The sequence below is a fragment of the Streptomyces sp. SudanB25_2051 genome, from assembly GCF_964272635.1.
Classification (GTDB): domain Bacteria; phylum Actinomycetota; class Actinomycetes; order Streptomycetales; family Streptomycetaceae; genus Streptomyces.
In genome coordinates this window covers 1343084-1365730 of record NZ_OZ186787.1, presented here as the reverse complement: position 1 = coordinate 1365730, position 22647 = coordinate 1343084, and the positions used below count along the sequence as shown (strand labels likewise).

Genomic DNA, 22647 nt, shown 5'->3' with positions numbered 1-22647 from the left:
CGAGTGGGGGCGCCGCCCGTCTGCGCCCCCTTTCCCGCGGGTGCCCGGCCGGGCCGGGTGAACACGACCCACCCCCGCGAAGGGCGAGGTATGGGCAACGTCTACAGTGGCGTGGTACGCGCGAGTCTTCACCGGCCCATCACGTCAAGGGGCGGGCTCGCAGGGATGTCTCTGTCAGGGGTGTGCGTGACGGCCGTCGAATCCCGTCCTGGGGGCACTTCCCAGGCCCTCAAGGCTCTGGGGGAGGGTGTACCCGGCACGAGCCAAGTCCATCGGTCGTTCGGGGCCCGCGCCAAGGCGTTCGTGGCGCTGACCAAGCCGCGGATCATCGAGCTGCTGCTGATCACCACGGTTCCGGTCATGTTCCTCGCCGAACAGGGCGTACCGGATCTCGTGCTGGTACTCCACACGTGTTTCGCCGGCTATCTGTCGGCGGGCGGCGCCAACGCGCTGAACATGTACATCGACCGGGACATCGACGCGCTCATGGAGCGCACATCGCGGCGTCCCCTCGTCACCGGCATGGTCTCGCCCCGCGAGGGCCTGGTCTTCGGTCTGGCGCTCGGCGTCGTGTCCACGCTCTGGTTCGGCCTGTTCGTCAACTGGCTGTCGGCGTGGCTCGCCCTCGGCGCGCTCCTCTTCTACGTGGTCGTCTACACGATGATCCTCAAGCGCCGCACGGCGCAGAACATCGTGTGGGGCGGCATCGCCGGCTGCATGCCGGTCCTCATCGGCTGGTCGTCGGTCACGAACTCCATGTCGTGGGCCGCGGTCATCCTCTTCCTCGTCATCTTCTTCTGGACGCCGCCGCACTACTGGCCGCTGTCCATGAAGGTGAAGGAGGACTACGCCCGCGTCGGCGTGCCGATGCTGCCGGTCATCGCCTCCAACAAGGTCGTCGCCCGGCAGATCGTCGCCTACAGCTGGGTCATGGTCCTCGTCTCCCTGCTGCTCCAGCCGCTCGGCTACACCGGCTGGTTCTACACGGCCGTGGCACTGGCCACCGGCGGCTGGTGGCTGTGGGAGGCGCACGCCCTCCAGCACCGCGCCAGGACCGGCGTGACCGGGGCCAAGCTGAAGGAGATGCGCCTCTTCCACTGGTCCATCACCTATGTGTCGCTGCTCTTCGTGGCGGTCGCCGTGGACCCCTTCATCGGCTGACCGCACCAGGACCGACCGCCTGACGGGCGGGTCGCGTGGCCAAGGCCACGTGGCCCGCCCGTCGCACGTTGATCTACCCGGCAGTAGCATCCTGTCCATGGCAGACACCACCAAGCAGGCAGAGCGCACGGCGGCGAAGCTCGCCAAGCAGATCCAGGCGTTCGCCGCGAAGCACGGCGGCGCCGAGGGCCAGCTCGCCTACACAGGGCAGGCCGGCACCCGGATCGTGCTCGTCGGCGAGGACGGCGGCTGGGGCGACCTCGTCGCCCCGAACCAGGACATCGCGCGGGGCGCCGCCGAGAAGGCCGGCCTCACCCTGCACGACGCGTTCGACGGCGAGCTCGCCGCCAAGGTCCGCACGGGCCCGTACGAGTGGAGCCGCATGGCCGGCATCCAGATCGGCGGCGACACCGCCAAGTGAGGCGCGGGGCCCTGGCCCGAGAGACCGGGCTGAACCGGTTGTGGGCAGTCGTTCCGCCGGGGCAGAACGGGTAGGCACAACCGGTGCCCCGCCCTGGGAGGACGCCCCCTGATGCGTGAGGCGCCGACCGGCACCGCCAGGTCCGCCGCGCACCCGCCGGGCACAGGAAGACGCCCGGGGCGTCACCGCGACGGTTCACCCGTCCCGGTGACGCCCCGGGCGTCTGCCGTACTCCTGCTCCGCAGGCCCCTCAGGCCGCCGTCAGCGCCGCGTCACCCGACTGCGCCGGCACCGGCGCCACCGGCAGCGGCCGCTCGCGCAGGCTCAGCAGCAGGCGCAGCACGGCCACCCACAGCAGCGCCGAGCCGAGCATGTGGAGGCCCACCAGGACCTCGGGCACTCCGGTGAAGTACTGCACATAGCCGATACCGCCCTGGAGCAGCAGCACCAGCAGCAGGTCGCGGGCGCGGGCCCGCACGTCGTCGGGGGCGTCGACCACCCGCAGCACGAAGAACATCGCGACCGCGCCGACGCACACGATCCACGCGAACGCGGCGTGCACCTGCGCGGCCGTCTCGTAGTCGAACGGCATGCGCGGCACGTCGCTGCTGTCACCCGCGTGCTTGCCGCTGCCGGTCACCCCCGTGCCCGCCACGATCAGCACCGCCGACAGGGCGACCAGCGCCCACCCGAGCTTGCGCACCGGGCCGGGGACGCGCGGCCGCGGCGGCGTGTCGCCCTCGCCGGTGCGCACCCACGTGATCACCGCGACGGTCAGCAGCGCGTTCGCGGCGATGAAGTGGCCCGCCACCGTCCACGGGTTCAGCCCCATCCAGACGGTGATCCCGCCGAGCACCGCGTTGCTCGCGACGATCCAGAACTGCGCCCAGCCCAGCCGGGTCAGCCCGCGGCGCCACGGCTTGGTCGATCGGGCCGCGACGATCGCCCAGCCGACGGCCGCCGACAGGACGTACGTCAGCATCCGGTTGCCGAACTCGATGGCGCCGTGGATGCCCTGCTCGGGCGTGGCGAACAGACTGTCGTCGGTGCACTTGGGCCAGGTGTCGCAGCCGAGGCCCGAGCCGGTCAGCCGGACCGCGCCGCCCGTGACGATGATGACGACGGTCATGACGACCGCGCTGAGCGCGGCCCGCCGGAGCGTCCGGGGCGACGGCGTCCAGCGCTGGGCAATGAAGGCGAGAGGGGTCAACACGGACCTATCGTAGGTCGCCGCTTGTGCACGCTTTCACGAGGGGGTGCGCCAAGGGCGCTCGCGGGCGGTACGGGCGGACGCCCGTGCGCGGCCCCGGCAGCCGCTCCTACTCCCAGCGGAAGAACCGCGCCGCCGCGCCGAGCCCCGCCGCCGCCCACGCGGCCAGCACGCCCAGCTGCCCCCACGGGATCCCCGCCCCGTGCTGGAGCACGTCCCGCAGGCCGCCGGAGAGCGCCGAGATCGGCAGCCACTCCAGCGCCGCCCGCGCCGCGTCCGGGAACCGGTCCAGCGGTACGACGACCCCGCCGCCCACGAGCAACAGCAGGAACACCAGGTTCGCCGCCGCCAGGGTCGCCTCGGCCTTGAGCGTGCCGGCCATCAGCAGCCCGAGCCCGGAGAACGCGGCGGTGCCGGCGACCAGCAGCAGGAGGACCGCGGCCGGGCTGCCCTGCGGCGACCAGCCCAGCGCCAGGGCGATGGCGGTCAGCAGCAGCACCTGGAGGACCTCGGTGACCAGCACGGCCAGCGTCTTGGCGGCCATCAGCGCCCAGCGGGGGAGCGGTGACGCGCCGAGGCGCTTGAGCACCCCGTACCGCCGTTCGAAGCCCGTGGCGATGGCCTGCCCGGTGAACGCGGTGGACATCACGGCGAGCGCGAGGACGCCCGGCGCGAGGAAGTCCACGGCCTCTCCGCTGCCCGTGTCGACGATGTCGACGGTCGAGAACAGCACCAGCAGCAGTGACGGGATGACCACGGTGAGCAGCAGCTGCTCGCCGTTGCGCAGCAGCATCCGGGTCTCCAGCGCGGCCTGCGCGGCGATCATCCGCCCGACCGGCGCGGCGCCCGGCCGCGGGGTGTACGTACCGCTGTTCATCCGCGCAGCTCCTTGCCGGTCAGCTCCAGGAAGACGTCCTCCAGCGTGTGGCGCTCGACCGCGATGCCGTCGGGCATCACCCCGTTCTGGGCGCACCAGCTGGTGACCGTGGCGAGGAGCTGCGGGTCGACGGCGCCGGTGATCCGGTACGCGCCGGGGGCGGTCTCGGCGGCGGCCGTGCCGTCGGGCAGCGCCTTCAGCAGGGAGCCCAGGTCGAGGCCGGGGCGGCCGGTGAAGCGCAGCGAGTTCTCCGCGCCGCCCCGGCACAGCCGCTCGGGGCTGTCCTGGGCGACGACCCGCCCGGCGTCGACGATCGCCACGTCGTCGGCGAGCTGCTCGGCCTCGTCCATGAAGTGGGTGGTGAGGACCACGGTCACCCCGTCGGCGCGCAGCTCGCGCACCAGGTCCCAGGTGGAGCGGCGGGCCTGCGGGTCGAGGCCGGCGGTCGGCTCGTCCAGGAAGACCAGCTCGGGCCGCCCGACCACGGCCATCGCGAGGGCGAGCCGCTGCTGCTGCCCGCCCGACAGCCGCCGGTAGGCCGTGCGGCCGCAGGAGCCGAGGCCCAGGCGCTCGATCAGGGCGTCCACGTCGAGCGGGTGGGCGTGCAGCTTCGCCATGTGGCGCAGCATCTCGTCGGCGCGGGCGCCCGAGTAGACGCCGCCGGACTGGAGCATCACGCCGATGCGGGGCCGCAGCCGCGCCGCGTCGGCGACCGGGTCGAGGCCGAGGACGCGGACGGTGCCCGCGTCGGGCCTGCGGTACCCCTCGCAGGTCTCCACGGTGGTGGTCTTGCCGGCCCCGTTGGGACCGAGGACGGCGGTGACGGTGCCGGTGCGGACGTCGAGGTCGAGCCCGTCCACCGCGGTCTTGTTCCCGTACCGCTTGACCAGGCCCCGTACCCGGACGGCGGACTCGTTTCGCATGGCAGCCAAGTCTAGGCAGCCGCGGCGCGCCCCCGGGCCGCGGGCCCGCCACCGGCCGTCCGTGGGCCCTTGTGGCGGGCCCCGCGCCGGGCGGAAGGCCCCGGTCAGGGCGCCGGGCCCGGACGGGCGGGTGATCGTTTCCGCAGGTCAGGTTAGGTTTCCCTAAGTGACGCACGGCACCGGCGGGTCGGGAGGGTGCGGCTTGTCACCCTCTCCGGAATTACGCAACAATGGCGTTGTGAAAAACGTCGGTGAGACTCCCACGGCCTCCGGAGAGGAGCTCGCGACCGGGGAGCGGTCCACCCGCAACCGGGTCGCGCGGTCCATCCTGGACCACGGTCCGTCCACCGTCGCGGAACTCGCCCAGCGGCTCGGCCTCACCCAGGCCGCCGTGCGCCGGCACCTCGACGCGCTCGTCGCGGACGGCGTGGTCGCCCCGCGCGAACAGCGCGTCTACGGCGCCCGCACCCGGGGCCGCCCCGCCAAGGTCTTCGCGCTGACCGACTGCGGCCGGGACGCCTTCGACCAGTCGTACGACAGCCTCGCGGTCGACGCCCTGCGCTGGATCGAGCAGAACGCCGGGGGAGAGGCCGCCGTCGCGGCCTTCGCCCGCGACCGGGTCGAGGCGCAGGCGGAGGCGTACCGCGCGGCCGTCGAGTCCGCCCCGCCCCAGCGGCGTGCCGAGGCCCTGGCCAAGGCGCTGAGCGCCGACGGGTACGCTGCGACGGCACGCGAGGCGCCGGTGGGGCAGGTCGGGCAGCAGCTGTGCCAGCACCACTGCCCGGTCGCCCACGTCGCGGAGCGCTACCCGCAGCTCTGCGAGGCGGAGACGGAGATCTTCTCCCGACTGCTCGGGACGCACGTCCAGCGCCTGGCCACCATCGCGCACGGCGACGGGGTCTGCACGACGTTCATTCCGCACAGCGATCCGAAACACCCCAAGACCCCTTCATCACCATCCGCAAGCACGGCCGGGAGGAACCCCGCATGACCACCGAGATCAGCCACCCCGAGCTCGAGGGCCTGGGTCGGTACGAATATGGCTGGGCCGACCCGGACGCGGCCGGTGCCGCCGCCAAGCGCGGTCTGAACGAGGACGTCGTCCGCGACATCTCCGCGAAGAAGAACGAGCCCGAGTGGATGCTGAAGCTGCGGCTGAAGGGTCTGCGCCTGTTCGAGAAGAAGCCCATGCCGACCTGGGGCTCGGACCTCTCCGGCATCGACTTCGACAACATCAAGTACTTCGTCCGGTCCACCGAGAAGCAGGCCGAGTCCTGGGAGGACCTGCCGGAGGACATCAAGAACACGTACGACAAGCTCGGCATCCCCGAGGCGGAGAAGCAGCGCCTCGTCGCCGGTGTCGCGGCCCAGTACGAGTCCGAGGTCGTCTACCACCAGATCCGCGAGGACCTGGAGTCCCAGGGCGTGATCTTCCTCGACACGGACACCGCGCTCAAGGAGCACCCGGAGCTCTTCCAGGAGTACTTCGGCACGGTCATCCCGGTCGGCGACAACAAGTTCGCCTCGCTGAACACGGCCGTGTGGTCCGGCGGCTCCTTCATCTACGTGCCGAAGGGCGTGCACGTCGACATCCCGCTCCAGGCCTACTTCCGCATCAACACGGAGAACATGGGCCAGTTCGAGCGGACGCTGATCATCGTCGACGAGGACGCCTACGTCCACTACGTCGAGGGCTGCACCGCGCCGATCTACTCCTCCGACTCGCTGCACAGCGCCGTCGTGGAGATCATCGTCAAGAAGGGCGCCCGCTGCCGCTACACGACCATCCAGAACTGGTCGAACAACGTCTACAACCTGGTCACCAAGCGAGCCGTGGCCTACGAGGGCGCGACCATGGAGTGGGTCGACGGCAACATCGGCTCCAAGGTCACCATGAAGTACCCGGCCGTCTACCTGATGGGCGAGCACGCCAAGGGCGAGACCCTGTCGATCGCCTTCGCCGGCGAGGGCCAGCACCAGGACGCCGGCGCCAAGATGGTCCACATGGCGCCGAACACCTCCTCCAACATCGTCTCCAAGTCGGTGGCGCGAGGCGGCGGCCGCACCTCCTACCGCGGCCTCATCGAGATCGGCGAGGGCGCCCCGGGCTCCAAGTCCAACGTCCTGTGCGACGCGCTCCTGGTCGACACGATCTCCCGCTCCGACACGTACCCGTACGTCGACGTGCGCGAGGACGACGTCTCCATGGGCCACGAGGCCACGGTCTCCAAGGTCTCGGAGGACCAGCTCTTCTACCTGATGAGCCGCGGCCTCTCCGAGGACGAGGCCATGGCGATGATCGTGCGCGGCTTCGTCGAGCCGATCGCCAAGGAGCTGCCGATGGAGTACGCCCTGGAGCTCAACCGGCTGATCGAGCTGCAGATGGAGGGCGCGGTCGGCTGACGCCGCACCGCCCCCCGCACGACTTGACGACGTACGCACGTAGGAAGAGAAACCACGACAGCCATGGCTGAGAACATCCCGGTGGGTTCGACCACCGCCGGCTCCATCGCGGTGGCGGCCGAGTCGACCGTCGCCACCCGCATGAGCGCCCCCCCGTCCTTCGACGTCGCGGACTTCCCCGTCCCGCACGGCCGCGAGGAGGAGTGGCGGTTCACGCCGCTGGAGCGTCTGCGCGGACTGCACGACGGCACCGCCGCCGCCACCGGTGAAGGGGTACGCGTCGACGTCACCGCGCCCGACGCCGTCACCGTCGAGGCGGTCGGCCGCGACGACGCGCGGCTCGGCAAGGCCGGCACGCCGGTCGACCGGGTCGCCGCCCAGGCGTACTCCTCGTTCGAGAAGGCCACGGTCGTCACCGTGCCCAAGGAGGCCGTGCTCACCGAGCCCGTCCGCATCGCCGTGCACGGGCAGGGCGGCACCTCCTTCGGCCACCTCGTGGTCGAGCTCGGCGCGTTCGCCGAGGCCGTCGTGGTCATCGACCACACCGGCGACGCCGTCCTCGCGGCCAACGTCGACTACGTCCTCGGCGACGGCGCCAAGCTGACCGTGGTCTCCGTCCAGGACTGGGACGACAAGGCCGTCCACGTGGCGCAGCACAACGCGCTGGTCGGCCGCGACGCCTCCTTCAAGTCCGTCGTCGTCACCTTCGGCGGCGACCTCGTCCGCATCCACCCGCGCGTCGCGTACGCCGGGACGGGCGGCGCGGCGGAGCTGTTCGGCCTGTACTTCACCGACGCCGGCCAGCACCAGGAGCACCGCCTCCTGGTCGACCACAACACCCCGCACTGCACGTCGAACGTCGTCTACAAGGGCGCCCTCCAGGGCGAGTCGGCGCACGCCGTGTGGATCGGCGACGTCCTCATCCAGGCCGCCGCCGAGGGCACCGACACCTACGAGATGAACCGGAACCTCGTCCTCACCGACGGCGCCCGGGTCGACTCGGTGCCGAACCTGGAGATCGAGACCGGTGAGATCGCCGGTGCCGGCCACGCCTCCGCGACCGGCCGCTTCGACGACGAGCAGCTGTTCTACCTGATGGCCCGCGGCATCCCGGAGACCGAGGCGCGCCGCCTCGTCGTCCGCGGCTTCTTCGCCGAGCTCGTCCAGCAGATCGGCCTGCCCGACGTCGAGGCGCGGCTCATCGAGAAGATCGAGGCGGAGCTGGAGGCGTCCGTCTGATGGCCTTCGTCCGCGTCTGTGGCCTGAGCGAGCTGACGGAGGACACCCCGAAGCGGGTGGAGATCGACGGCACGCCGGTCTCCGTCGTCCGCACCGAGGGGGAGGTGTTCGCGATCCACGACATCTGCTCGCACGCGAACGTGTCCCTCTCGGAGGGCGAGGTCGAGGACTGCGCCATCGAGTGCTGGCTGCACGGCTCCAGCTTCGACCTCCGTACCGGCAAGCCGTCCGGCCTTCCCGCGACGCGCCCCGTCCCCGTATACCCCGTAAAGATCGAAGGGGACGATGTGCTCGTCTCCGTCACCCAGGAGTCCTGAGTCACCCATGGCAACGCTTGAAATCCGCGACCTGCACGTCACCGTCGAGGTCGAGAACGGCACGAAGGAAATCCTCAAGGGCGTCGACCTGACCGTGAAGCAGGGCGAGACCCACGCCATCATGGGCCCCAACGGCTCCGGCAAGTCCACCCTCGCCTACTCGCTCGCCGGCCACCCGAAGTACACGATCACCGGCGGCACCGTCACCCTCGACGGCGAGGACGTCCTGGAGATGTCCGTGGACGAGCGCGCCCGCGCCGGCGTCTTCCTCGCCATGCAGTACCCGGTCGAGGTCCCGGGCGTCTCCGTCTCCAACTTCCTGCGCACCTCTGCCACCGCCGTCCGCGGCGAGGCCCCCAAGCTGCGCACCTGGGTGAAGGAGGTCCGCGAGGCCATGGAGCGCCTCAACATGGACCCCGCGTTCGCCGAGCGGAACGTGAACGAGGGCTTCTCCGGCGGTGAGAAGAAGCGCCACGAGATCCTCCAGCTCGAGCTGCTCAAGCCGAAGATCGCGATCCTCGACGAGACGGACTCCGGCCTCGACGTGGACGCCCTGCGCATCGTCTCCGAGGGCGTCAACCGCGTCCGCGAGACCGGCGAGGTCGGCACCCTGCTGATCACCCACTACACGCGCATCCTGCGCTACATCAAGCCCGACCACGTCCACGTCTTCGCCGGCGGCAAGATCGTCGAGTCGGGCGGCCCCGAGCTGGCCGACAAGCTGGAGGCCGAGGGCTACGAGGCATACACGAAGGGTGGCGTATCCGCGTGACACAGCTGCCGGGCCTCCTCGACGCTGAGGCGATCCGCAAGGACTTCCCGATCCTGGACCGTGTCCTCCACGACGGCAAGAAGCTCGTCTACCTGGACAACGCGGCGACGTCCCAGACGCCGCGCCAGGTGATCGACGTGCTCAGCGAGTACTACGAGCGCCACAACGCCAACGTCCACCGTGGTGTGCACGTCCTCGCCGAGGAGGCCACGGAGCTGTACGAAGGCGCCCGCGACAAGGTGGCCGCCTTCATCAACGCGCCCAGCCGCAACGAGGTGATCTTCACCAAGAACGCCTCGGAGTCGCTGAACCTCGTCGCGAACATGCTCGGCTGGGCCGACGAGCCCTACCGCGTCGACGCCGACACCGAGATCGTCATCACGGAGATGGAGCACCACTCCAACATCGTCCCGTGGCAGCTGCTCGCGCAGCGCACCGGCGCGAAGCTGAAGTGGTTCGGGCTGACCGACGACGGCCGGCTCGACCTCTCCCGGATCGACGAGGTCATCACCCCGAAGACGAAGATCGTCTCCTTCGTGCTGGTCTCCAACATCCTCGGCACGTTCAACCCGGTCGAGGCGATCGTGCGCCGCGCCCAGGAGGTCGGCGCGCTCGTCCTCATCGACGCGTCGCAGGCCGCGCCGCACATGACGCTGGACGTGCAGGCCCTCCAGGCCGACTTCGTCGCCTTCACCGGCCACAAGATGTGCGGCCCGACCGGCATCGGCGTGCTGTGGGGCCGCCAGGAGCTGCTGGAGGACCTCCCGCCGTTCCTCGGCGGCGGCGAGATGATCGAGACCGTCTCGATGAGCTCGTCCACGTACGCCCCCGCGCCCCACAAGTTCGAGGCGGGCACCCCGCCGATCGCGCAGGCCGTCGGGCTCGGCGCGGCGGTGGACTACCTGTCCGCGATCGGCATGGACAAGATCGCCGCTCATGAGCACGCGCTCACCGAGTACGCGATCCAGCGCCTGCGGGAGGTCCCCGACCTGCGGATCATCGGCCCCACCACGGCCGAGGACCGCGGCGCGGCGATCTCCTTCACACTCGGCGACATCCACCCCCACGACGTGGGCCAGGTCCTCGACGAGCAGGGAATCGCGGTCCGCGTCGGCCACCACTGCGCGCGGCCCGTCTGCCTCCGGTACGGAATTCCCGCGACCACGCGAGCGTCGTTCTATCTGTACTCCACGCCCGCCGAGGTCGACGCCCTGGTGGACGGCCTGGAGCACGTCCGCAACTTCTTCGGATGAGGGACTGACGACTCGTGCTGTGCTTTCGCGGGGGACCTGCCCGGGACCCCCGGTGGACACACGGTGCGGCGACCGACGGGACGCGAGGTTAATCGCTGTGAAGCTTGATTCGATGTACCAGGACGTCATCCTGGACCACTACAAGAACCCGCACGGGCGGGGCTTGCGGCCGGGTGACGCCGAGGTGCACCACGTCAACCCGACGTGCGGTGACGAGATCACGCTCCGCGTGAAGTACGACGGCTCCCGCATCGCGGACGTCTCGTACGAGGGGCAGGGCTGCTCCATCAGCCAGGCCTCCGCCTCCGTACTGAACGAGCTCCTGGTCGGCAAGGAGCTCCAGGAGGCGCAGCGGGTCCAGGAGACGTTCCTGGAGCTGATGCAGTCCAAGGGCCGGATCGAGCCCGACGACGCGATGGAGGAGGTGCTGGAGGACGCGGTCGCGTTCGCCGGCGTCTCCAAGTACCCGGCCCGGGTGAAGTGCGCGCTGTTGAGCTGGATGGCGTGGAAGGACGCGACCGCCCAGGCCCTGGGCGAGGAGCCCGCGAACGCGGATAGGAAGACGGCATGAGCGAGAACGAGACGGCAACGGTGAAGCCCGCCTCCGAGGAGGAGATCCGGGAGGCGCTGTACGACGTGGTCGACCCCGAGCTGGGCATCGACGTCGTCAACCTGGGCCTGATCTACGGCATCCACGTGGACGACTCCAATGTCGCCACGCTGGACATGACGCTGACGTCGGCGGCCTGCCCGCTGACCGACGTGATCGAGGACCAGGCGAAGGCGGCGACGGACGGCATCGTCAACGAGCTGAAGATCAACTGGGTCTGGATGCCGCCGTGGGGCCCGGACAAGATCACGGACGATGGGCGCGAGCAGCTGCGCGCGCTCGGCTTCAACGTCTGAGCCTCCACGACGCGGGCCCCGGCGATCCGCCGGGGCCCGCGCGGTACGGGAACGGCCATGCCCCGCGCGGGCATGGCCGTTCCTTTGCGTACGGGCGCCTACCAGCGGCGGGCCGGGGAGCCGTACGGGGGCCAGGACGGGCGGGCGGCGGCCTCGGCCAGCGTGGGCGCCAGGTTCTCCGTACGGATGCGCCGGTCCACGTACAGCAGGGTCTGCACCAGCGGGGTGAACGCCGACGTCACCGTCTGCGAGACCAGCGCGCCGAGCAGGCCGATCAGCACCGCGGCGACCAGCCCGGCCATGAGGGACCCGGAGGACGTGCCGTCGTCCGGCCCTCCCGCCGTCAGTACCGCCGACGGCACCAGTCCCAGGATCTGGAACGGGAGCTGCACGACCCACGCGGCGAGTATGGCGATGACCGCCGCCAGCAGGGTGATGCCGAAGACCCGCCACCAGTCGCCCCGCACCAGCCGGGCCGAGCGGCGCAGCGCGGTGACCGGGCCGAGGCCCTCGAAGACCGCCGCCGCCGGGGCGAGGCTGCACCGCACCCAGAACCAGGCGCCCAGCACCCCCCAGGCGAGGCCGCCCAGCAGCCCCACGGGGACCAGCCAGCCGGGCAGGTCCCAAAGCCGCTGCCCGTCCGCCGCCGCGAACAGGGCCGAGCCCGTCAGCCCGAGCCAGCCCGCGTAGACCAGCACGAACGCCGGGAGCACGGTCACCAGCGACACGAGCAGATTGACGCCGATGACGGCCCACACCCGCGACCACGTCTCGCGCCACACGGTGCCGAACGGCAGCGACCGCCCCAGCACCGCGCCGCGCAGCACGGCCGCGCACACGGCCTGGATCACGCTCGTGCCCAGCAGCAGCGCGCACATGGCCACCAGCCAGATGACGCCGAGGCCGATGAGCAGCGACATCAGCATCTCCTCGGCGCTCGCCGGCGTGATCTCCTCCGGGGGCTCGTCGAGGAAGTCGAGGACGCTCCCGGCGCCGATGAGCAGCGCCGCCCCGGCGAGCAGCGCGAGGACGCCGAAGACCAGCAGCGACATGCCCATCAGCTGCCGCCACGCGCGGCGGTAGGTGGCAAACGCGCCGCCGAGGACGTCCCCCACCCCCAGCGGGCCGAGCGGGATCACGCCCGGCCTGGGCGGACGCGGCGCCCCCCGGGCTACGTACGGGTGTCGGCCGGCGCCGGGCGGTATGCCGGGCCCCGTGTGGTGTGTCATCCGTGTCCCCTCCCCTTGGTCCCCTGTCCGCCCGCCGACGCCTTCGGCGTCCGGGTGGCGGACCGGGACACGGTAGCGGGAGCACGGCAGGGGCGGGAGCGCGGGTGCGGGTGGGGCCGCGGGGCGCGTCCCGGGAGGCGGCTCACGGGGTGGGACCGGTTCGCACGGGGGGCGTCCGGACGGTTAGGTTCGGGGCATGACTTCTGCACCTCGTACCACCGGAGCCGTGGCCGCCGGCCTCGCCACCATCGCCGGTGACGGCACCGTTCTCGACACCTGGTTCCCCGCCCCCGAGCTGGTCGCGGAGGCCGGGCCCGCCGGGACCGAGCGGCTCACCTCCGACCAGGCCGTCAGCCTCCTCGGCGAGGGCGCCGCCAAGGCCGTCGGCACGGACGCCCGGCGCGGCGTCGAGGTCGTCGCCGTACGCACGGTGATCGCCTCCCTGGACGACAAGCCGCTCGACGCGCACGACGCCTACCTGCGGCTCCACCTGCTCAGCCACCGGCTCGTCAAGCCTCACGGCCAGAACCTCGACGGCATCTTCGGCTTGCTGGCCAACGTCGCGTGGACCTCGCTCGGCCCGGTCGCCGTGGACGACATCGAGAAGGTCCGCCTCAACGCGCGCGCCGAGGGCCTGCACCTCCAGGTGACGGGCGTCGACAAGTTCCCGCGCATGACGGACTACGTCGTCCCGAAGGGCGTCCGCATCGCCGACGCCGACCGCGTCCGGCTGGGCGCGCACCTCGCGGCCGGCACGACCGTCATGCACGAGGGCTTCGTCAACTTCAACGCGGGCACGCTCGGCACGTCCATGGTCGAGGGCCGCATCTCGGCGGGCGTCGTCATCGGCGACGGCTCCGACATCGGCGGCGGCGCGTCCACCATGGGCACCCTGTCCGGCGGCGGCAACGTCGTGATCTCCGTCGGCGAGCGCTGCCTCATCGGCGCCGAGGCGGGCGTGGGCATCGCCCTGGGCGACGAGTGCGTGGTCGAGGCGGGCCTGTACATCACCGCCGGTACGCGCGTCACGATGCCCGACGGCCAGATCGTGAAGGCCCGCGAGCTGTCGGGCGCGTCGAACATCCTCTTCCGCCGCAACTCGGTCACCGGCACCGTGGAGGCCCGCCCGAACAACGCGGTGTGGGGCGGCCTGAACGACATCCTGCACAGCCACAACTGAGATCCCCGTGGCGCGACGAGCGCCCCTTCCCGCCTCGCGGCCGGGGAGGGGCGCTCGCGTGCGGGCGGCTCCGGACGGGCGCGGGCGGCCGTTCGCCGGCGCCCTGCCCGCAGGCGAAGCGGCATGGCCCTCGGGGCCCGCGGGCGTCAGGGGCAACGCGACACGCCGCACGCGAGGGTGAAGGGGCGTGACCTCTGGGCCGTTCGGGCGATGGACAGGGAGACGCAGGGTCACATCGAACGGCAAGGCGAGGAACCCAGATGAAGATCACCAGGACCGTAGTGCTCGTGGGACTGCTCGCGGTGGCGGGGGTGTTCGCCGCCGGCACCGCCCACGCCGACGAGACCAACAGCCACGCCCACAACGGGCCGCGGGTCGCGTTGATCAACGCCGGTCAGATCGACGACCCGATGGAAGACGTGCTGGAGCACGTGGCGGTCCTCGGGCGCAACATCATCACCGGCTGACCAGCTCCTCGTACGCCGCTCGCAGCCCGTCGGCCGCCCCGCGGCCCGCGGGCTGCAGCGGTTCGCGGACGGGGCCCGCGTCCAGCAGGGCCTTCGCCGTCACCGCGCCCGGCAGGCCCGACGCCATCATCAGCTCCGTCAGCGGCAGCAGCCGCCGGTTCAGCCGGGCCGCCTCCGCCGTTTCGCCCGCGTCGAAGGCGTCCAGTACGGCCCTGACCTCGGCCGGGGCCACGTTCGCGACCGTACTGACGCAGCCCGCGCCGCCCAGCGCGTACAGCGGCAGGTTCAGCTCCTCGCAGCCCGAGTAGAACGCCAGTGCCGTACGGGCGAGGACCTTCGTGGTGCCCAGCACGTCGTACGCGCAGTCCTTCACCGCCACGATCCGCGGGTGCTCCGCCAGCCGCACCATCGTGTCCGGCTCGATCCGCGTGCCCGTCCGGCCCGGGATGTCGTACAGCATCACCGGCAGGCCCGTCGCGTCCGCGACCCGCCGGAGGTGGGCCTCGACGGCGGCCTGCGGCGGGCGGCTGTAGTACGGAGGGACCACCAGCAGGCCGTCCGCGCCCGCGGCCTCCGCCTGCCGCGCCAGCTCCACCGAGTGCGCCGTGTCCGCCGTGCCGACCCCCGCCACGAGCGGCACCGAGGCGCCGACGGCCGCCCGTACGGCGGTGATCAGCTCCCGCTTCTCCGCGTCCGAGGTGGTCGGGGACTCCCCGGTCGTGCCGTTCAGGACCAGCCCGTCGCAGCCGCGCGCCACCAGGTCCGCCGCCAGCTCGGCCGCCCGGTCCAGGTCGAGGGCGGCGCCGGTCCGGGTGAACGGCGTGACCATCGCGCACAGGGCGCGGCCGAAGGGGCGGGGTGTCGTCGTGTCGTCGATCATGCACGCAGTCTTCCGGCTCCTATTTCTTAGGTCTACTTAGTTCTTCTCCGTGGGTGTGTGAAGTGCTGCTTAAGCGTGGTGTGGCGGGGGTACGTCCGGGTACTCGGAGGACTCCCGTACGCACACAAGGAGGGAGGCGACCGCCGTGGCGTACCGAACCGCGGAACCCTCGGTCGGCGAGCTGGTCAAGCGCGCCTCGGAGCAGCTCACCGACCTGGTGAAGGCCGAACTGCGCACCGCGCAGGCCGAACTCGCGCAGAAGGGCAAACGGGCCGGAGTGGGCGGCGGGCTGATCGGCGGCGCCACCGCCGTCGCCTACGTCGGCCTGATGGCCCTGGCCGGGACGTGTGTGGCGCTGCTCGCCCTGGTTCTGGAGGTGTGGGCCGCCGCCCTGATCGTGACCGGTGTGCTGTTCCTCATCGCCGCCGTCCTGGGCCTCGCCGGACGCGCGCAGATGCGGCGCGCCGTGCCGCCGCTGCCCGAGCGGGCCATCGACGGCGTGCGCTCCGACCTCGACGAGATCAAGGAGAGGGTCCATCGATGACACGGCCGGATGAACTGCGCCTGGAAGCGGCGCGCAAACGGCAGGAGCTGGTCGAGACGATCGACCAGTTGATGGCGAAGACCGATCTGCGGGCGCGCGCCGCCCGCATGGACCGCCGCCCGCTGGTCGCCGCGTCGGCGGGCGGCGTGGCGCTGGCCGCGCTCGGCGCCGTGCTGACGAACCGTGCCCGCGCCCGTACGCGGATGCCCGCCGCGGCCGGTGCGGGTGCCGGTGTGCGGCAGGGCGCCATGTCCGCCTCCGCCGTACGGGTCCGGCGGGGCCGGGCCGCCGCCGCCCGGCCCGGTGGGCTCGCGGCGACCCGGACGCGGACGCGGCCCGGTGCGGGTGGGCGGCGGCGTGCCGGTGGCGGCTTCCCCGGCAGCGTGTTCGGGCACGGGAAGACCGGCCGGGGCGGATGGTCCCGGCGCGGCGGCGGGAAGACGGCTCTCGGGCGGCTCCGGTCCGGGGGCGGGCTCGGGCGGCTCCGGTTCGGAGGGGGCAAGTGATGGCGCGCAAGCCGCCGAGGCCCAGGCCCGGTTCCAAGCGGAAGACCAGTCTCCTGTACCGCCCCTTCGGGCTGCTCGTCGGCATCGTGAGCGGTGCCGCCGCGAGCGCCCTGTTCACCCAGGCGTGGAAGGCCGTCGGCCGGGGCAGCGACGCGCCCGACGCGCTGGACGAGGACCGCACCTGGCGCGAGATCCTCATCGCCTCCGCGCTCCAGGGCGCGATCTTCGCCGCCGTGCGGGCCGCCGTGGACCGGGGCGGCGCCATCGGGGTGCGGCGGCTCACCGGCACCTGGCCGGGTGGCTCCTGAGCGCCGGCCCCGACGAGGCTTGACCTCGAGTTCGCTTGAGCTTCCAGGATGGGTGTGCCCGGCCGGACCACGGGGGTCCGGCCGGGCACCCGTCCGAGGAGGCGACCCATGACCGCGCACCGCACGCACCCGCAGACCCCGAGCCCGCACGCCCCGAGCCCGCACGAGCCGGGCCGGCACCTCGTGGGCCCGTACGTCCGGCCCCATGCCCGGCCCGACCTCTCCCGGCCCGGCGTCGGCCTCGTCAAGGCGAGCACCTGGCGCGTCGGCACCCCCGAGCGGCAGCGGGCGGCCGTCGACGCCATCGCCCGCACCTGGCAGAAGAGGCCCTGGCCCACCGAGGGGCTCCTGTCGTACACCGTCCACATCGGCGAGGACGGCGACACGCTGCTGCACTACTCCCAGTGGCGCTCCGAGGAGGACTACCAGGAGCTCGTGCGCACCGAACGCGCCGAGCGCAACGCGGAGATCGACGCTGCGGTGCCCGGCATCGAGCGGGTCGCCCTCCACTCGTACGAGCCGTACCGCGGGACCGGGCCCGGGGCGGAGGGCGGCGCGCGGGTGCCGGGGTGCGTCGTCACGGTGGACGTGGAGTTCGACGGGCCCGACCCGGCCCGGCAGCGCGCCTGGGCGGACGCGGTCCTGGCGGCGCTCGCCGGCGACCCGGCGCCGGGTGGCATCTCGGCCCGCTTCCACCTCGGCCTCGACGGCACCCGCGTCCTCAACTACGCCGAGTGGGAGAGCGCCGGCGCCCACACCGCGTGGGAGAGCGGCGACGCGGACCTGGAGGCCCCGGACGCGACGGGCGGCGGCACCGGGGCGCCGGCCGCGCGGTGGCGCGCGGTGCGGACGTACCCGGGGCTGGTGCGCAGCACGGTGCGCCGCTACGCGCCCGGGCTCAGCCTCGCCCCGGACGCGTAGCGGCGCCGTACCGTTTCCTCGGCCGGGTCCTCCGCCGCGCTTACGGGCGGAAGCGCAGCACCTGCGGGTCGTGGTCGCTGTTCTGGTCCGCGAACTCCGCGTTGATGTGCACGCTGTCGTACTCGAAGTGGCGGATGCCGGGGCTGGTCAGGATCTGGTCCAGCACCTGGCTGTTGCCCTGGAAGACGTACGAGTAGCGCTCCGCGCGCGGCAGGCTCGTGACGGCCGCGCGCAGGGCGCCGCCGTCGGTGAGGGCCTTCGTCGTGTCGGAGAACTCGAAGTCGTTGATGTCGCCGAGGACCACGACGTCGGCGTTGCGCTGCACCGCGAGGACGTCCTTGACGAAGGCGTTGACGACCTTCGCCTGCTGGATCCGCTTCACCTCGGAGGAACGGTTCGGCGGCTGGCGGTGGCCGACGATCGGCTCGTCGCCGCCCTTGGAGCCGAAGTGGTTCGCGACGACGATCACCGGGCGGCCGCGGAAGACGAACTCGCCGGCCAGCGGCTTGCGGCTGTTCTCCCAGGCGGCGTCCGCCGGGGCGATCCGGCCGGGGGAGGCGGTCAGCGCCGCCTTGCCGCGCTCCTTGACGACACCGGTCGCGGTCGTGGCGTCGCCGCCCGCCCGGTCGGTGAACGACACGCGCTCGGGGTTGAAGAGGAACACCTGGCGGATGTTGCCGCCGGGCTCGCCGCCGTCCTTATTGTTCTCCGGGTCGACGGAGCGCCACTCGTACGCGGGGCCGCCCGCGGCGACGATCGCGTCCGTGAACTTCTTCAGCGTCTCGTCGGCGGCGACCGTGCCGTCGTTCTTGGCGCCGTTGTTGTCCTGGATCTCCTCCAGGGCGACGATGTCGGGCAACGCCAGGTTCTCCACGACGGCCTTCGCCAGCGCGTCGAACTTCTCCTGCGGGTCCGTCGGGTCCAGGTTCTCCACGTTGTACGTGGCGACGGCGAGCTCGCTGATGTGCTGCGGGCGGGTCTTCTCGCGCTTCAGGCCGCGGTCCTCGACCGTGCCCATCGTGCGGGCGGTGAGGGTGTAGCCGCCGTACTGGTTGAAGTCCAGCGGGCCCTCGGTCTCACCGGTCAGCACATCCCCGACGTTCGCGGTCGGGAACGGCTGCTCGGCGAGCGGGACGAGCGACTGCACCTTGAGGCGGCCGGAGTTCTGCGAGGTGTACGAGCCGTAGACCGTGCCGCCGCGGCGGCCCGGGTTCTCGTCGGGCTTGACGGTCACCCACAGCTCGGCGTGCTCGGTGCTGGGGCCGACGACACGGGAGGTGCCGATGCGGATGTTGGCGCCCTCCAGCGACTCGTAGTAGTCCAGGGCGTACGAACCGGGCCGCAGCGGCAGGTGGTTGACGGAGCCGTCCTTGGCCGGGTCGCCCTCGGGGGTGTACGCGTCCGGGACGGACTCGGCGGTGACGGTCACCGGGGCGGGCACCGGGTTGCCGGAGGAGACGACGGTGACGGTCGGCTTCGAGATCTGCGTGAGCGACTGGTTGCCGGAGTTCAGACCGCCCGGAACGTACTCGGTGACCGTGCCCGACACCTTGACGGCGTCGCCGACGGAGACGGTCGGCTTGGAGCTGGTGAAGACGAAGACGCCCTCGCTGGTCGCCGGATCGCCGTCCGCCTGCGGGTCCTGGAACCAGAAACCGCGCGAGCCGTAGGTGCGCACGCCGGTGACGACGCCCGTGACGTCCGTCACGCGCTGGCCGGCGAGCGGGGATATGCGCGTGGAGCCCTGGATGTCGTGGATGCGGACGATGTCGGTCGTGTCCGCCGCCGAGGTGGAGGCGCCGGCGAGCAGCCCGGCGGCGATGGCGGCGGTGACGACCGCCGAGACCGCGGCGGTTCTCGGCAGGGAGGAAGCCATGAAGGGACTCCAAGGGATGGTGGGAGGTGAGGGTGTGTGGAGTGGCCGAAAAGGTGTGGTCGCCGCTCTACGCGCGTCAATCTCTTGGGTGAGCGGGGCACTTGTCAAGGGGTTCCGGGTGGACGCCCCGGGTCGCTCGCGTGAACACCCGGCACGCCTCCCCGTGCGTCTACGCTGGGGTCGGCCTGGACCCGCACCGCCGGCGCGCGGCCTGGACCCGCACCGCCGCCCGCCCCGAGGAGTTGCCGCCGATGCCCGCAGACCGCCCGACCCTGCCGCCGGTACGGCTCCGGCCGGACGCCGAACTGGCCCGGGCCGCGCTGGCCGCCCCGGTACTGGCGCGGGCCGTCCGGCTCGCCCGCTGGGCCGGCCCGGAGACCAGGGTCGGCGCGGGCGGCGAGCTCGTCGACGCGCAACTGGCCGGGGCCGCCGAGGCGCTGGGACTGGCGGCGGACGAGGACGGCGAGGCCTACGCGAGCGAGGCGTGGCGGGTCGCCGTCGACACGGGCCTCGTGGAGGTGCGCGACGAGCCGGACGGCGCCGGGGAGAGGGCCGCCGTCACGGCGGGCGAGGCCCTGCCGCTGGTGACCCGCGGCGGGCCGCGCGATGTGCTCGCCCTCTGGCTGGACGGCCTGGAGACCGTGGTCGCCGACGCCGCCGCGCCCGTACTGGACGACCCGGCGGCGCTGGAGGCCGCGGCCGGACCGGACGGGCGGATCGACTTCGACGCGCTGGGCTGGGACCCGGAGGCGGAGGCCCGCCTCCTCGACGAGGTGCTGGCCAACCTCTACCTGCTGACCGTCTCCGAGGGCGGTCCCGGCGAAGGCCCGGTGCCGCTGCCCGCGCTCGCCGCGTCCGTCATCGTCCCCGACGACATGGGCGAGCCCACCGACGACGTACTGGAGCAGGTGTCACGGGCGATGATGCGCCTCGACGACCAGTTCCGGGTGCTGGAGCCGATGGGCCTGGTCGAGTACCGGCCCGTCGACGAGGCGCTGATGACCGAGGAGGCGCCCGACGAGCCGGCGCCCGCCGAGCTGGACGAGGACGACGTCGCCCGGTACGGGATGGTGCGGCTCACCCCGCTCGGCCTGTACGGCGTCCGCAGCCGGCTGCTGGAGGCCGGGATCGACGCCCCGGCGGTCGGGGACCTCGCGGAGCGGGACGCCGCCGAACTGCTCGCCGCGGTCGGCGGTTTCCCGCAGGCCGCGGCGCGGGCCGAGACCGAGCAGTGGCTCGCCGGCCGCGAACCGGTCGCCGCCGCGCGCGAACTGCTCGCCGCGGCGAAGGGCGCCGACGCCGGGTCGCCGCTGCGCCGCCTCCACTGCCAGCAGGCGCTGGCCCTGGTGGGCGCGGAGGCCGAAGTGGCCGTACGGGAGGTGCTGGACGACCCGGAGCTGGGCGGGCTGGCGCGGGTGTGGCTCGCCGAGCGGGGCGCGGCGGACGTGCCGCCGCCGCCCGAGGCGATGATCTTCTGGCTGGCCATCGACACGATCGCCGCGCAGCTGGACGCGGACGGGGACCTGGAGGAGCTCCAGGACCTGGTGGAGGGTCTGACGGGGCGCCACGGCGGCTTCTTCGCCGAGGCGTGGCGGGTGGAGCATCCGGCCACGCCGGAGGTGCTGGAGGCGATGGGGCGGCTGCACAGGGACCGGCGGGTGGCGAAGGAGGCGCGGAAGGCGGCGTTCAAGGCCCGCTCGCGCGCCTGACCCCGCCCGGCGGGCGACCCGCGCGGGGAGGCCGCTGGTCGCCTGGTGTTTGCCGGGGGTTCAAGGGGCGGGTGCACCTTGGGGGGCGCCCCGGATGCCGTCCACACAGGAGCCCACATGCCGCTCAGCCGTAGAGAGTTCGCCGCCACCGGCACCGCCCTCGCCCTCACCGGAACGGTCGGCGCCCTCGCCACCGCGCCCGGTGCCGTCGCCGCGCCGCCGGAGCGGGACGGGACGCGCGGGTACGGGCCGCTGCTGGACGACCCGGCCGGGCTGCTCGCCCTGCCCGCCGGCTTCTCGTACCGGGTGCTCACCCACAGCGGTGTCACCCGCCTGGAGAGCGGCGAGTTCACGCCGGAGCGGCACGACGGCACGGCGGCCTTCCCCGGCGCGCGCGGCGTCACCCTGCTCGTCAACAACCACGAACTGAAGGGCCCGCGCGCCGGCTGGAAGCACCCCGTGCCGCTCGCCGACGGCCTGGTCTACGACCCCGCCGCGGCCGGCGGCTGCACCGTCGTGGAGGTGCACCGCGACGGCCGCACCGCCGAATGGGTCGGCATCGCCGGCACGTCCACCAACTGCGCGGGCGGCGCCACCTCCTGGGGCACCTGGCTGACCTGCGAGGAGAACTCCGACCGCGCCGGCGAGAACGGCATGACCAAGGACCACGGCTACGTCTTCGAGGTCGACCCGCACGACCGGCGCGCCAACCGCGACCCGAAGCCCGTCAAGGCGTTCGGCCGGTTCGACCACGAGGCCGTCGTCATCGACCCGCGGCGCGGCCACGCCTACCTGACCGAGGACGACTCCTCGCCCAACGGCCTGTTCTACCGGTGGGTCCCGCCGGAGGGCTTCCGGCACGGCCGGGGCCGGCTGCGCACCCTCGCCGACGACGCGGGCGTCCTCCAGGCCCCGCGCTGCTTCGACGCGGGCGGCCGGTTCGTGGACGACCTGTCGCGCGCCACCCGCATCGGCACCGTGTACGGCGTGGACTGGGTGGACGTCCCGGACCGCGACGCCCGCACCGTCCCGGTGCGCGAGCAGTTCGGCGAGGGCGACGTGACGCGCGGCCGGAAGCTGGAGGGCATGTGGTGGGCGGACGGCGGCGCGTACATCGTCTCCTCGTACGCCCGTGAGGAGAGCCCCGGCACCCCGCATGACGGGCAGGTCTGGTTCTACGACCCCAAGCGCCGCACCCTCACCCTCAAGGTGCTGCTCGGCGTCAACGCCGCCCCCGACGAGGACGGCGCGCTCGACGGGCCCGACAACATCACCGTCTCGCCGTACGGCGGGCTGGTCATCGCCGAGGACGGCGAAGGCGTCCAGCACCTCTTCGGCGCGACGGACTCCGGGCGGACCTACCCGATCGCCCGCAACGACCTCAACGACTCCGAGTTCGCCGGTGTCGTCTTCTCCCCGGACGGGCGGACGCTGTACGCCAACATCCAGAAGCCCGGTCTGCTGCTCGCCATCACCGGCCCCTGGCACCGCGCGCCCCGGCGCTGAGCCCGGTCGGCGAAGGCCCCGACCCGCCCGCCGGGGCGG

At 72.6% G+C, this 22647-nt stretch carries 24 protein-coding genes; 18 read left to right on the top strand and 6 right to left on the bottom strand.

Going from position 1 to position 22647, the window contains the following annotated elements:
• Positions 1–186 precede the first annotated feature (186 nt).
• On the top strand, positions 187–1161 hold the full coding sequence (locus ACSUPT_RS06070; RefSeq protein WP_399217412.1) for a heme o synthase: 975 nt from the start codon (positions 187–189) through the stop codon (positions 1159–1161).
• Between the two features lie 97 nt (positions 1162–1258).
• Positions 1259–1582: a hypothetical protein gene (locus ACSUPT_RS06065; protein ID WP_351965415.1), complete on the top strand. Its 324-nt coding sequence runs from the start codon at positions 1259–1261 to the stop codon at positions 1580–1582.
• Between the two features lie 250 nt (positions 1583–1832).
• Here the strand turns inward: ACSUPT_RS06065 and ACSUPT_RS06060 are convergent, their stop codons facing one another.
• The 3 genes from ACSUPT_RS06060 to ACSUPT_RS06050 form a co-directional block, all read right to left on the bottom strand.
• Positions 1833–2795, bottom strand: coding sequence for a COX15/CtaA family protein (locus ACSUPT_RS06060; RefSeq protein ID WP_361657939.1), 963 nt, complete (start codon positions 2793–2795; stop codon positions 1833–1835).
• A 106-nt stretch (positions 2796–2901) separates the two neighbouring features.
• Positions 2902–3669, bottom strand: a complete 768-nt coding sequence (locus tag ACSUPT_RS06055; protein ID WP_436943619.1) for an ABC transporter permease — start codon at positions 3667–3669, stop codon at positions 2902–2904.
• Positions 3666–4592, bottom strand: a complete 927-nt coding sequence (locus tag ACSUPT_RS06050; RefSeq protein ID WP_351965418.1) for an ABC transporter ATP-binding protein — start codon at positions 4590–4592, stop codon at positions 3666–3668. The genes ACSUPT_RS06055 and ACSUPT_RS06050 overlap by 4 nt, the downstream gene beginning before the upstream one ends.
• Positions 4593–4830: 238 nt before the next feature.
• Here ACSUPT_RS06050 and ACSUPT_RS06045 point away from each other — a divergent pair, with 238 nt between their 5' ends.
• The 8 genes from ACSUPT_RS06045 (at position 4831) to ACSUPT_RS06010 (ending at position 11482) form a co-directional block, all read left to right on the top strand.
• Positions 4831–5583: a helix-turn-helix transcriptional regulator gene (locus tag ACSUPT_RS06045; protein WP_351965419.1), complete on the top strand. Its 753-nt coding sequence runs from the start codon at positions 4831–4833 to the stop codon at positions 5581–5583.
• Positions 5580–6995, top strand: coding sequence for a Fe-S cluster assembly protein SufB (sufB, locus tag ACSUPT_RS06040; RefSeq protein ID WP_351965420.1), 1416 nt, complete (start codon positions 5580–5582; stop codon positions 6993–6995). Before ACSUPT_RS06045 ends, sufB begins: the two co-directional genes overlap by 4 nt.
• 63 nt (positions 6996–7058) lie before the next feature.
• Complete coding sequence (sufD, locus tag ACSUPT_RS06035) at positions 7059–8234, top strand: Fe-S cluster assembly protein SufD (protein WP_351965421.1); 1176 nt, start codon at positions 7059–7061, stop codon at positions 8232–8234.
• Positions 8234–8551: a bifunctional 3-phenylpropionate/cinnamic acid dioxygenase ferredoxin subunit gene (locus ACSUPT_RS06030; RefSeq protein ID WP_351965422.1), complete on the top strand. Its 318-nt coding sequence runs from the start codon at positions 8234–8236 to the stop codon at positions 8549–8551. The genes sufD and ACSUPT_RS06030 overlap by 1 nt, the downstream gene beginning before the upstream one ends.
• Before the next feature lie 7 nt (positions 8552–8558).
• On the top strand, positions 8559–9323 hold the full coding sequence (gene sufC, locus ACSUPT_RS06025) for a Fe-S cluster assembly ATPase SufC (RefSeq protein ID WP_351965423.1): 765 nt from the start codon (positions 8559–8561) through the stop codon (positions 9321–9323).
• On the top strand, positions 9320–10576 hold the full coding sequence (locus tag ACSUPT_RS06020) for a cysteine desulfurase (protein ID WP_351965424.1): 1257 nt from the start codon (positions 9320–9322) through the stop codon (positions 10574–10576). The genes sufC and ACSUPT_RS06020 overlap by 4 nt, the downstream gene beginning before the upstream one ends.
• Before the next feature lie 97 nt (positions 10577–10673).
• Positions 10674–11147 (top strand): Fe-S cluster assembly sulfur transfer protein SufU, encoded by a 474-nt coding sequence (gene sufU, locus ACSUPT_RS06015; RefSeq protein WP_351965425.1) that lies wholly within the window; start codon positions 10674–10676, stop codon positions 11145–11147.
• On the top strand, positions 11144–11482 hold the full coding sequence (locus ACSUPT_RS06010; RefSeq protein ID WP_023589266.1) for a metal-sulfur cluster assembly factor: 339 nt from the start codon (positions 11144–11146) through the stop codon (positions 11480–11482). Before sufU ends, ACSUPT_RS06010 begins: the two co-directional genes overlap by 4 nt.
• 98 nt (positions 11483–11580) lie before the next feature.
• On the opposite strand, the gene ACSUPT_RS06005 is transcribed toward ACSUPT_RS06010, so the two are convergent.
• Positions 11581–12621 carry a hypothetical protein gene (locus ACSUPT_RS06005; protein WP_436943617.1) on the bottom strand — a complete coding sequence of 347 codons (1041 nt, stop codon included), beginning with the start codon at positions 12619–12621 and terminating at the stop codon, positions 11581–11583.
• Between the two features lie 286 nt (positions 12622–12907).
• Here ACSUPT_RS06005 and dapD point away from each other — a divergent pair, with 286 nt between their 5' ends.
• Together dapD and ACSUPT_RS05995 are read left to right on the top strand one after the other, a co-directional pair.
• A complete protein-coding gene (gene dapD, locus ACSUPT_RS06000; RefSeq protein WP_351965427.1) occupies positions 12908–13891 on the top strand; it encodes a 2,3,4,5-tetrahydropyridine-2,6-dicarboxylate N-succinyltransferase in 984 nt (327 codons plus the stop codon).
• Positions 13892–14151: 260 nt separating this feature from the next.
• A complete protein-coding gene (locus tag ACSUPT_RS05995) occupies positions 14152–14358 on the top strand; it encodes a hypothetical protein (RefSeq protein WP_351965428.1) in 207 nt (68 codons plus the stop codon).
• On the opposite strand, the gene dapA is transcribed toward ACSUPT_RS05995, so the two are convergent.
• Complete coding sequence (gene dapA, locus ACSUPT_RS05990) at positions 14348–15238, bottom strand: 4-hydroxy-tetrahydrodipicolinate synthase (RefSeq protein ID WP_436943616.1); 891 nt, start codon at positions 15236–15238, stop codon at positions 14348–14350. The genes ACSUPT_RS05995 and dapA overlap by 11 nt on opposite strands.
• 145 nt (positions 15239–15383) lie before the next feature.
• On the opposite strand from dapA, the gene ACSUPT_RS05985 reads away from it, so the two are divergent.
• The 4 genes from ACSUPT_RS05985 to ACSUPT_RS05970 all read left to right on the top strand — a co-directional run bounded on the left by ACSUPT_RS05985 (position 15384) and on the right by ACSUPT_RS05970 (position 17517).
• Complete coding sequence (locus ACSUPT_RS05985) at positions 15384–15782, top strand: phage holin family protein (RefSeq protein ID WP_351965430.1); 399 nt, start codon at positions 15384–15386, stop codon at positions 15780–15782.
• Positions 15779–16288 carry a hypothetical protein gene (locus ACSUPT_RS05980; RefSeq protein WP_351965431.1) on the top strand — a complete coding sequence of 170 codons (510 nt, stop codon included), beginning with the start codon at positions 15779–15781 and terminating at the stop codon, positions 16286–16288. Before ACSUPT_RS05985 ends, ACSUPT_RS05980 begins: the two co-directional genes overlap by 4 nt.
• On the top strand, positions 16288–16596 hold the full coding sequence (locus tag ACSUPT_RS05975) for a DUF4235 domain-containing protein (RefSeq protein ID WP_351965432.1): 309 nt from the start codon (positions 16288–16290) through the stop codon (positions 16594–16596). Before ACSUPT_RS05980 ends, ACSUPT_RS05975 begins: the two co-directional genes overlap by 1 nt.
• Before the next feature lie 108 nt (positions 16597–16704).
• The gene (locus tag ACSUPT_RS05970) at positions 16705–17517 is read left to right on the top strand and encodes an antibiotic biosynthesis monooxygenase (protein WP_436943615.1); all 813 of its coding nucleotides are present in this window, start codon (positions 16705–16707) and stop codon (positions 17515–17517) included.
• Between the two features lie 40 nt (positions 17518–17557).
• Here the strand turns inward: ACSUPT_RS05970 and ACSUPT_RS05965 are convergent, their stop codons facing one another.
• Positions 17558–19393 (bottom strand): endonuclease/exonuclease/phosphatase family protein, encoded by a 1836-nt coding sequence (locus ACSUPT_RS05965; RefSeq protein WP_436943613.1) that lies wholly within the window; start codon positions 19391–19393, stop codon positions 17558–17560.
• Between the two features lie 251 nt (positions 19394–19644).
• Between ACSUPT_RS05965 and ACSUPT_RS05960 the strand changes: the two genes are divergently transcribed.
• Together ACSUPT_RS05960 and ACSUPT_RS05955 are read left to right on the top strand one after the other, a co-directional pair.
• Positions 19645–21102: a hypothetical protein gene (locus ACSUPT_RS05960; RefSeq protein WP_436943612.1), complete on the top strand. Its 1458-nt coding sequence runs from the start codon at positions 19645–19647 to the stop codon at positions 21100–21102.
• 117 nt (positions 21103–21219) lie between these two features.
• Positions 21220–22608 (top strand): alkaline phosphatase PhoX, encoded by a 1389-nt coding sequence (locus ACSUPT_RS05955; RefSeq protein WP_351965436.1) that lies wholly within the window; start codon positions 21220–21222, stop codon positions 22606–22608.
• Positions 22609–22647 lie beyond the last annotated feature (39 nt).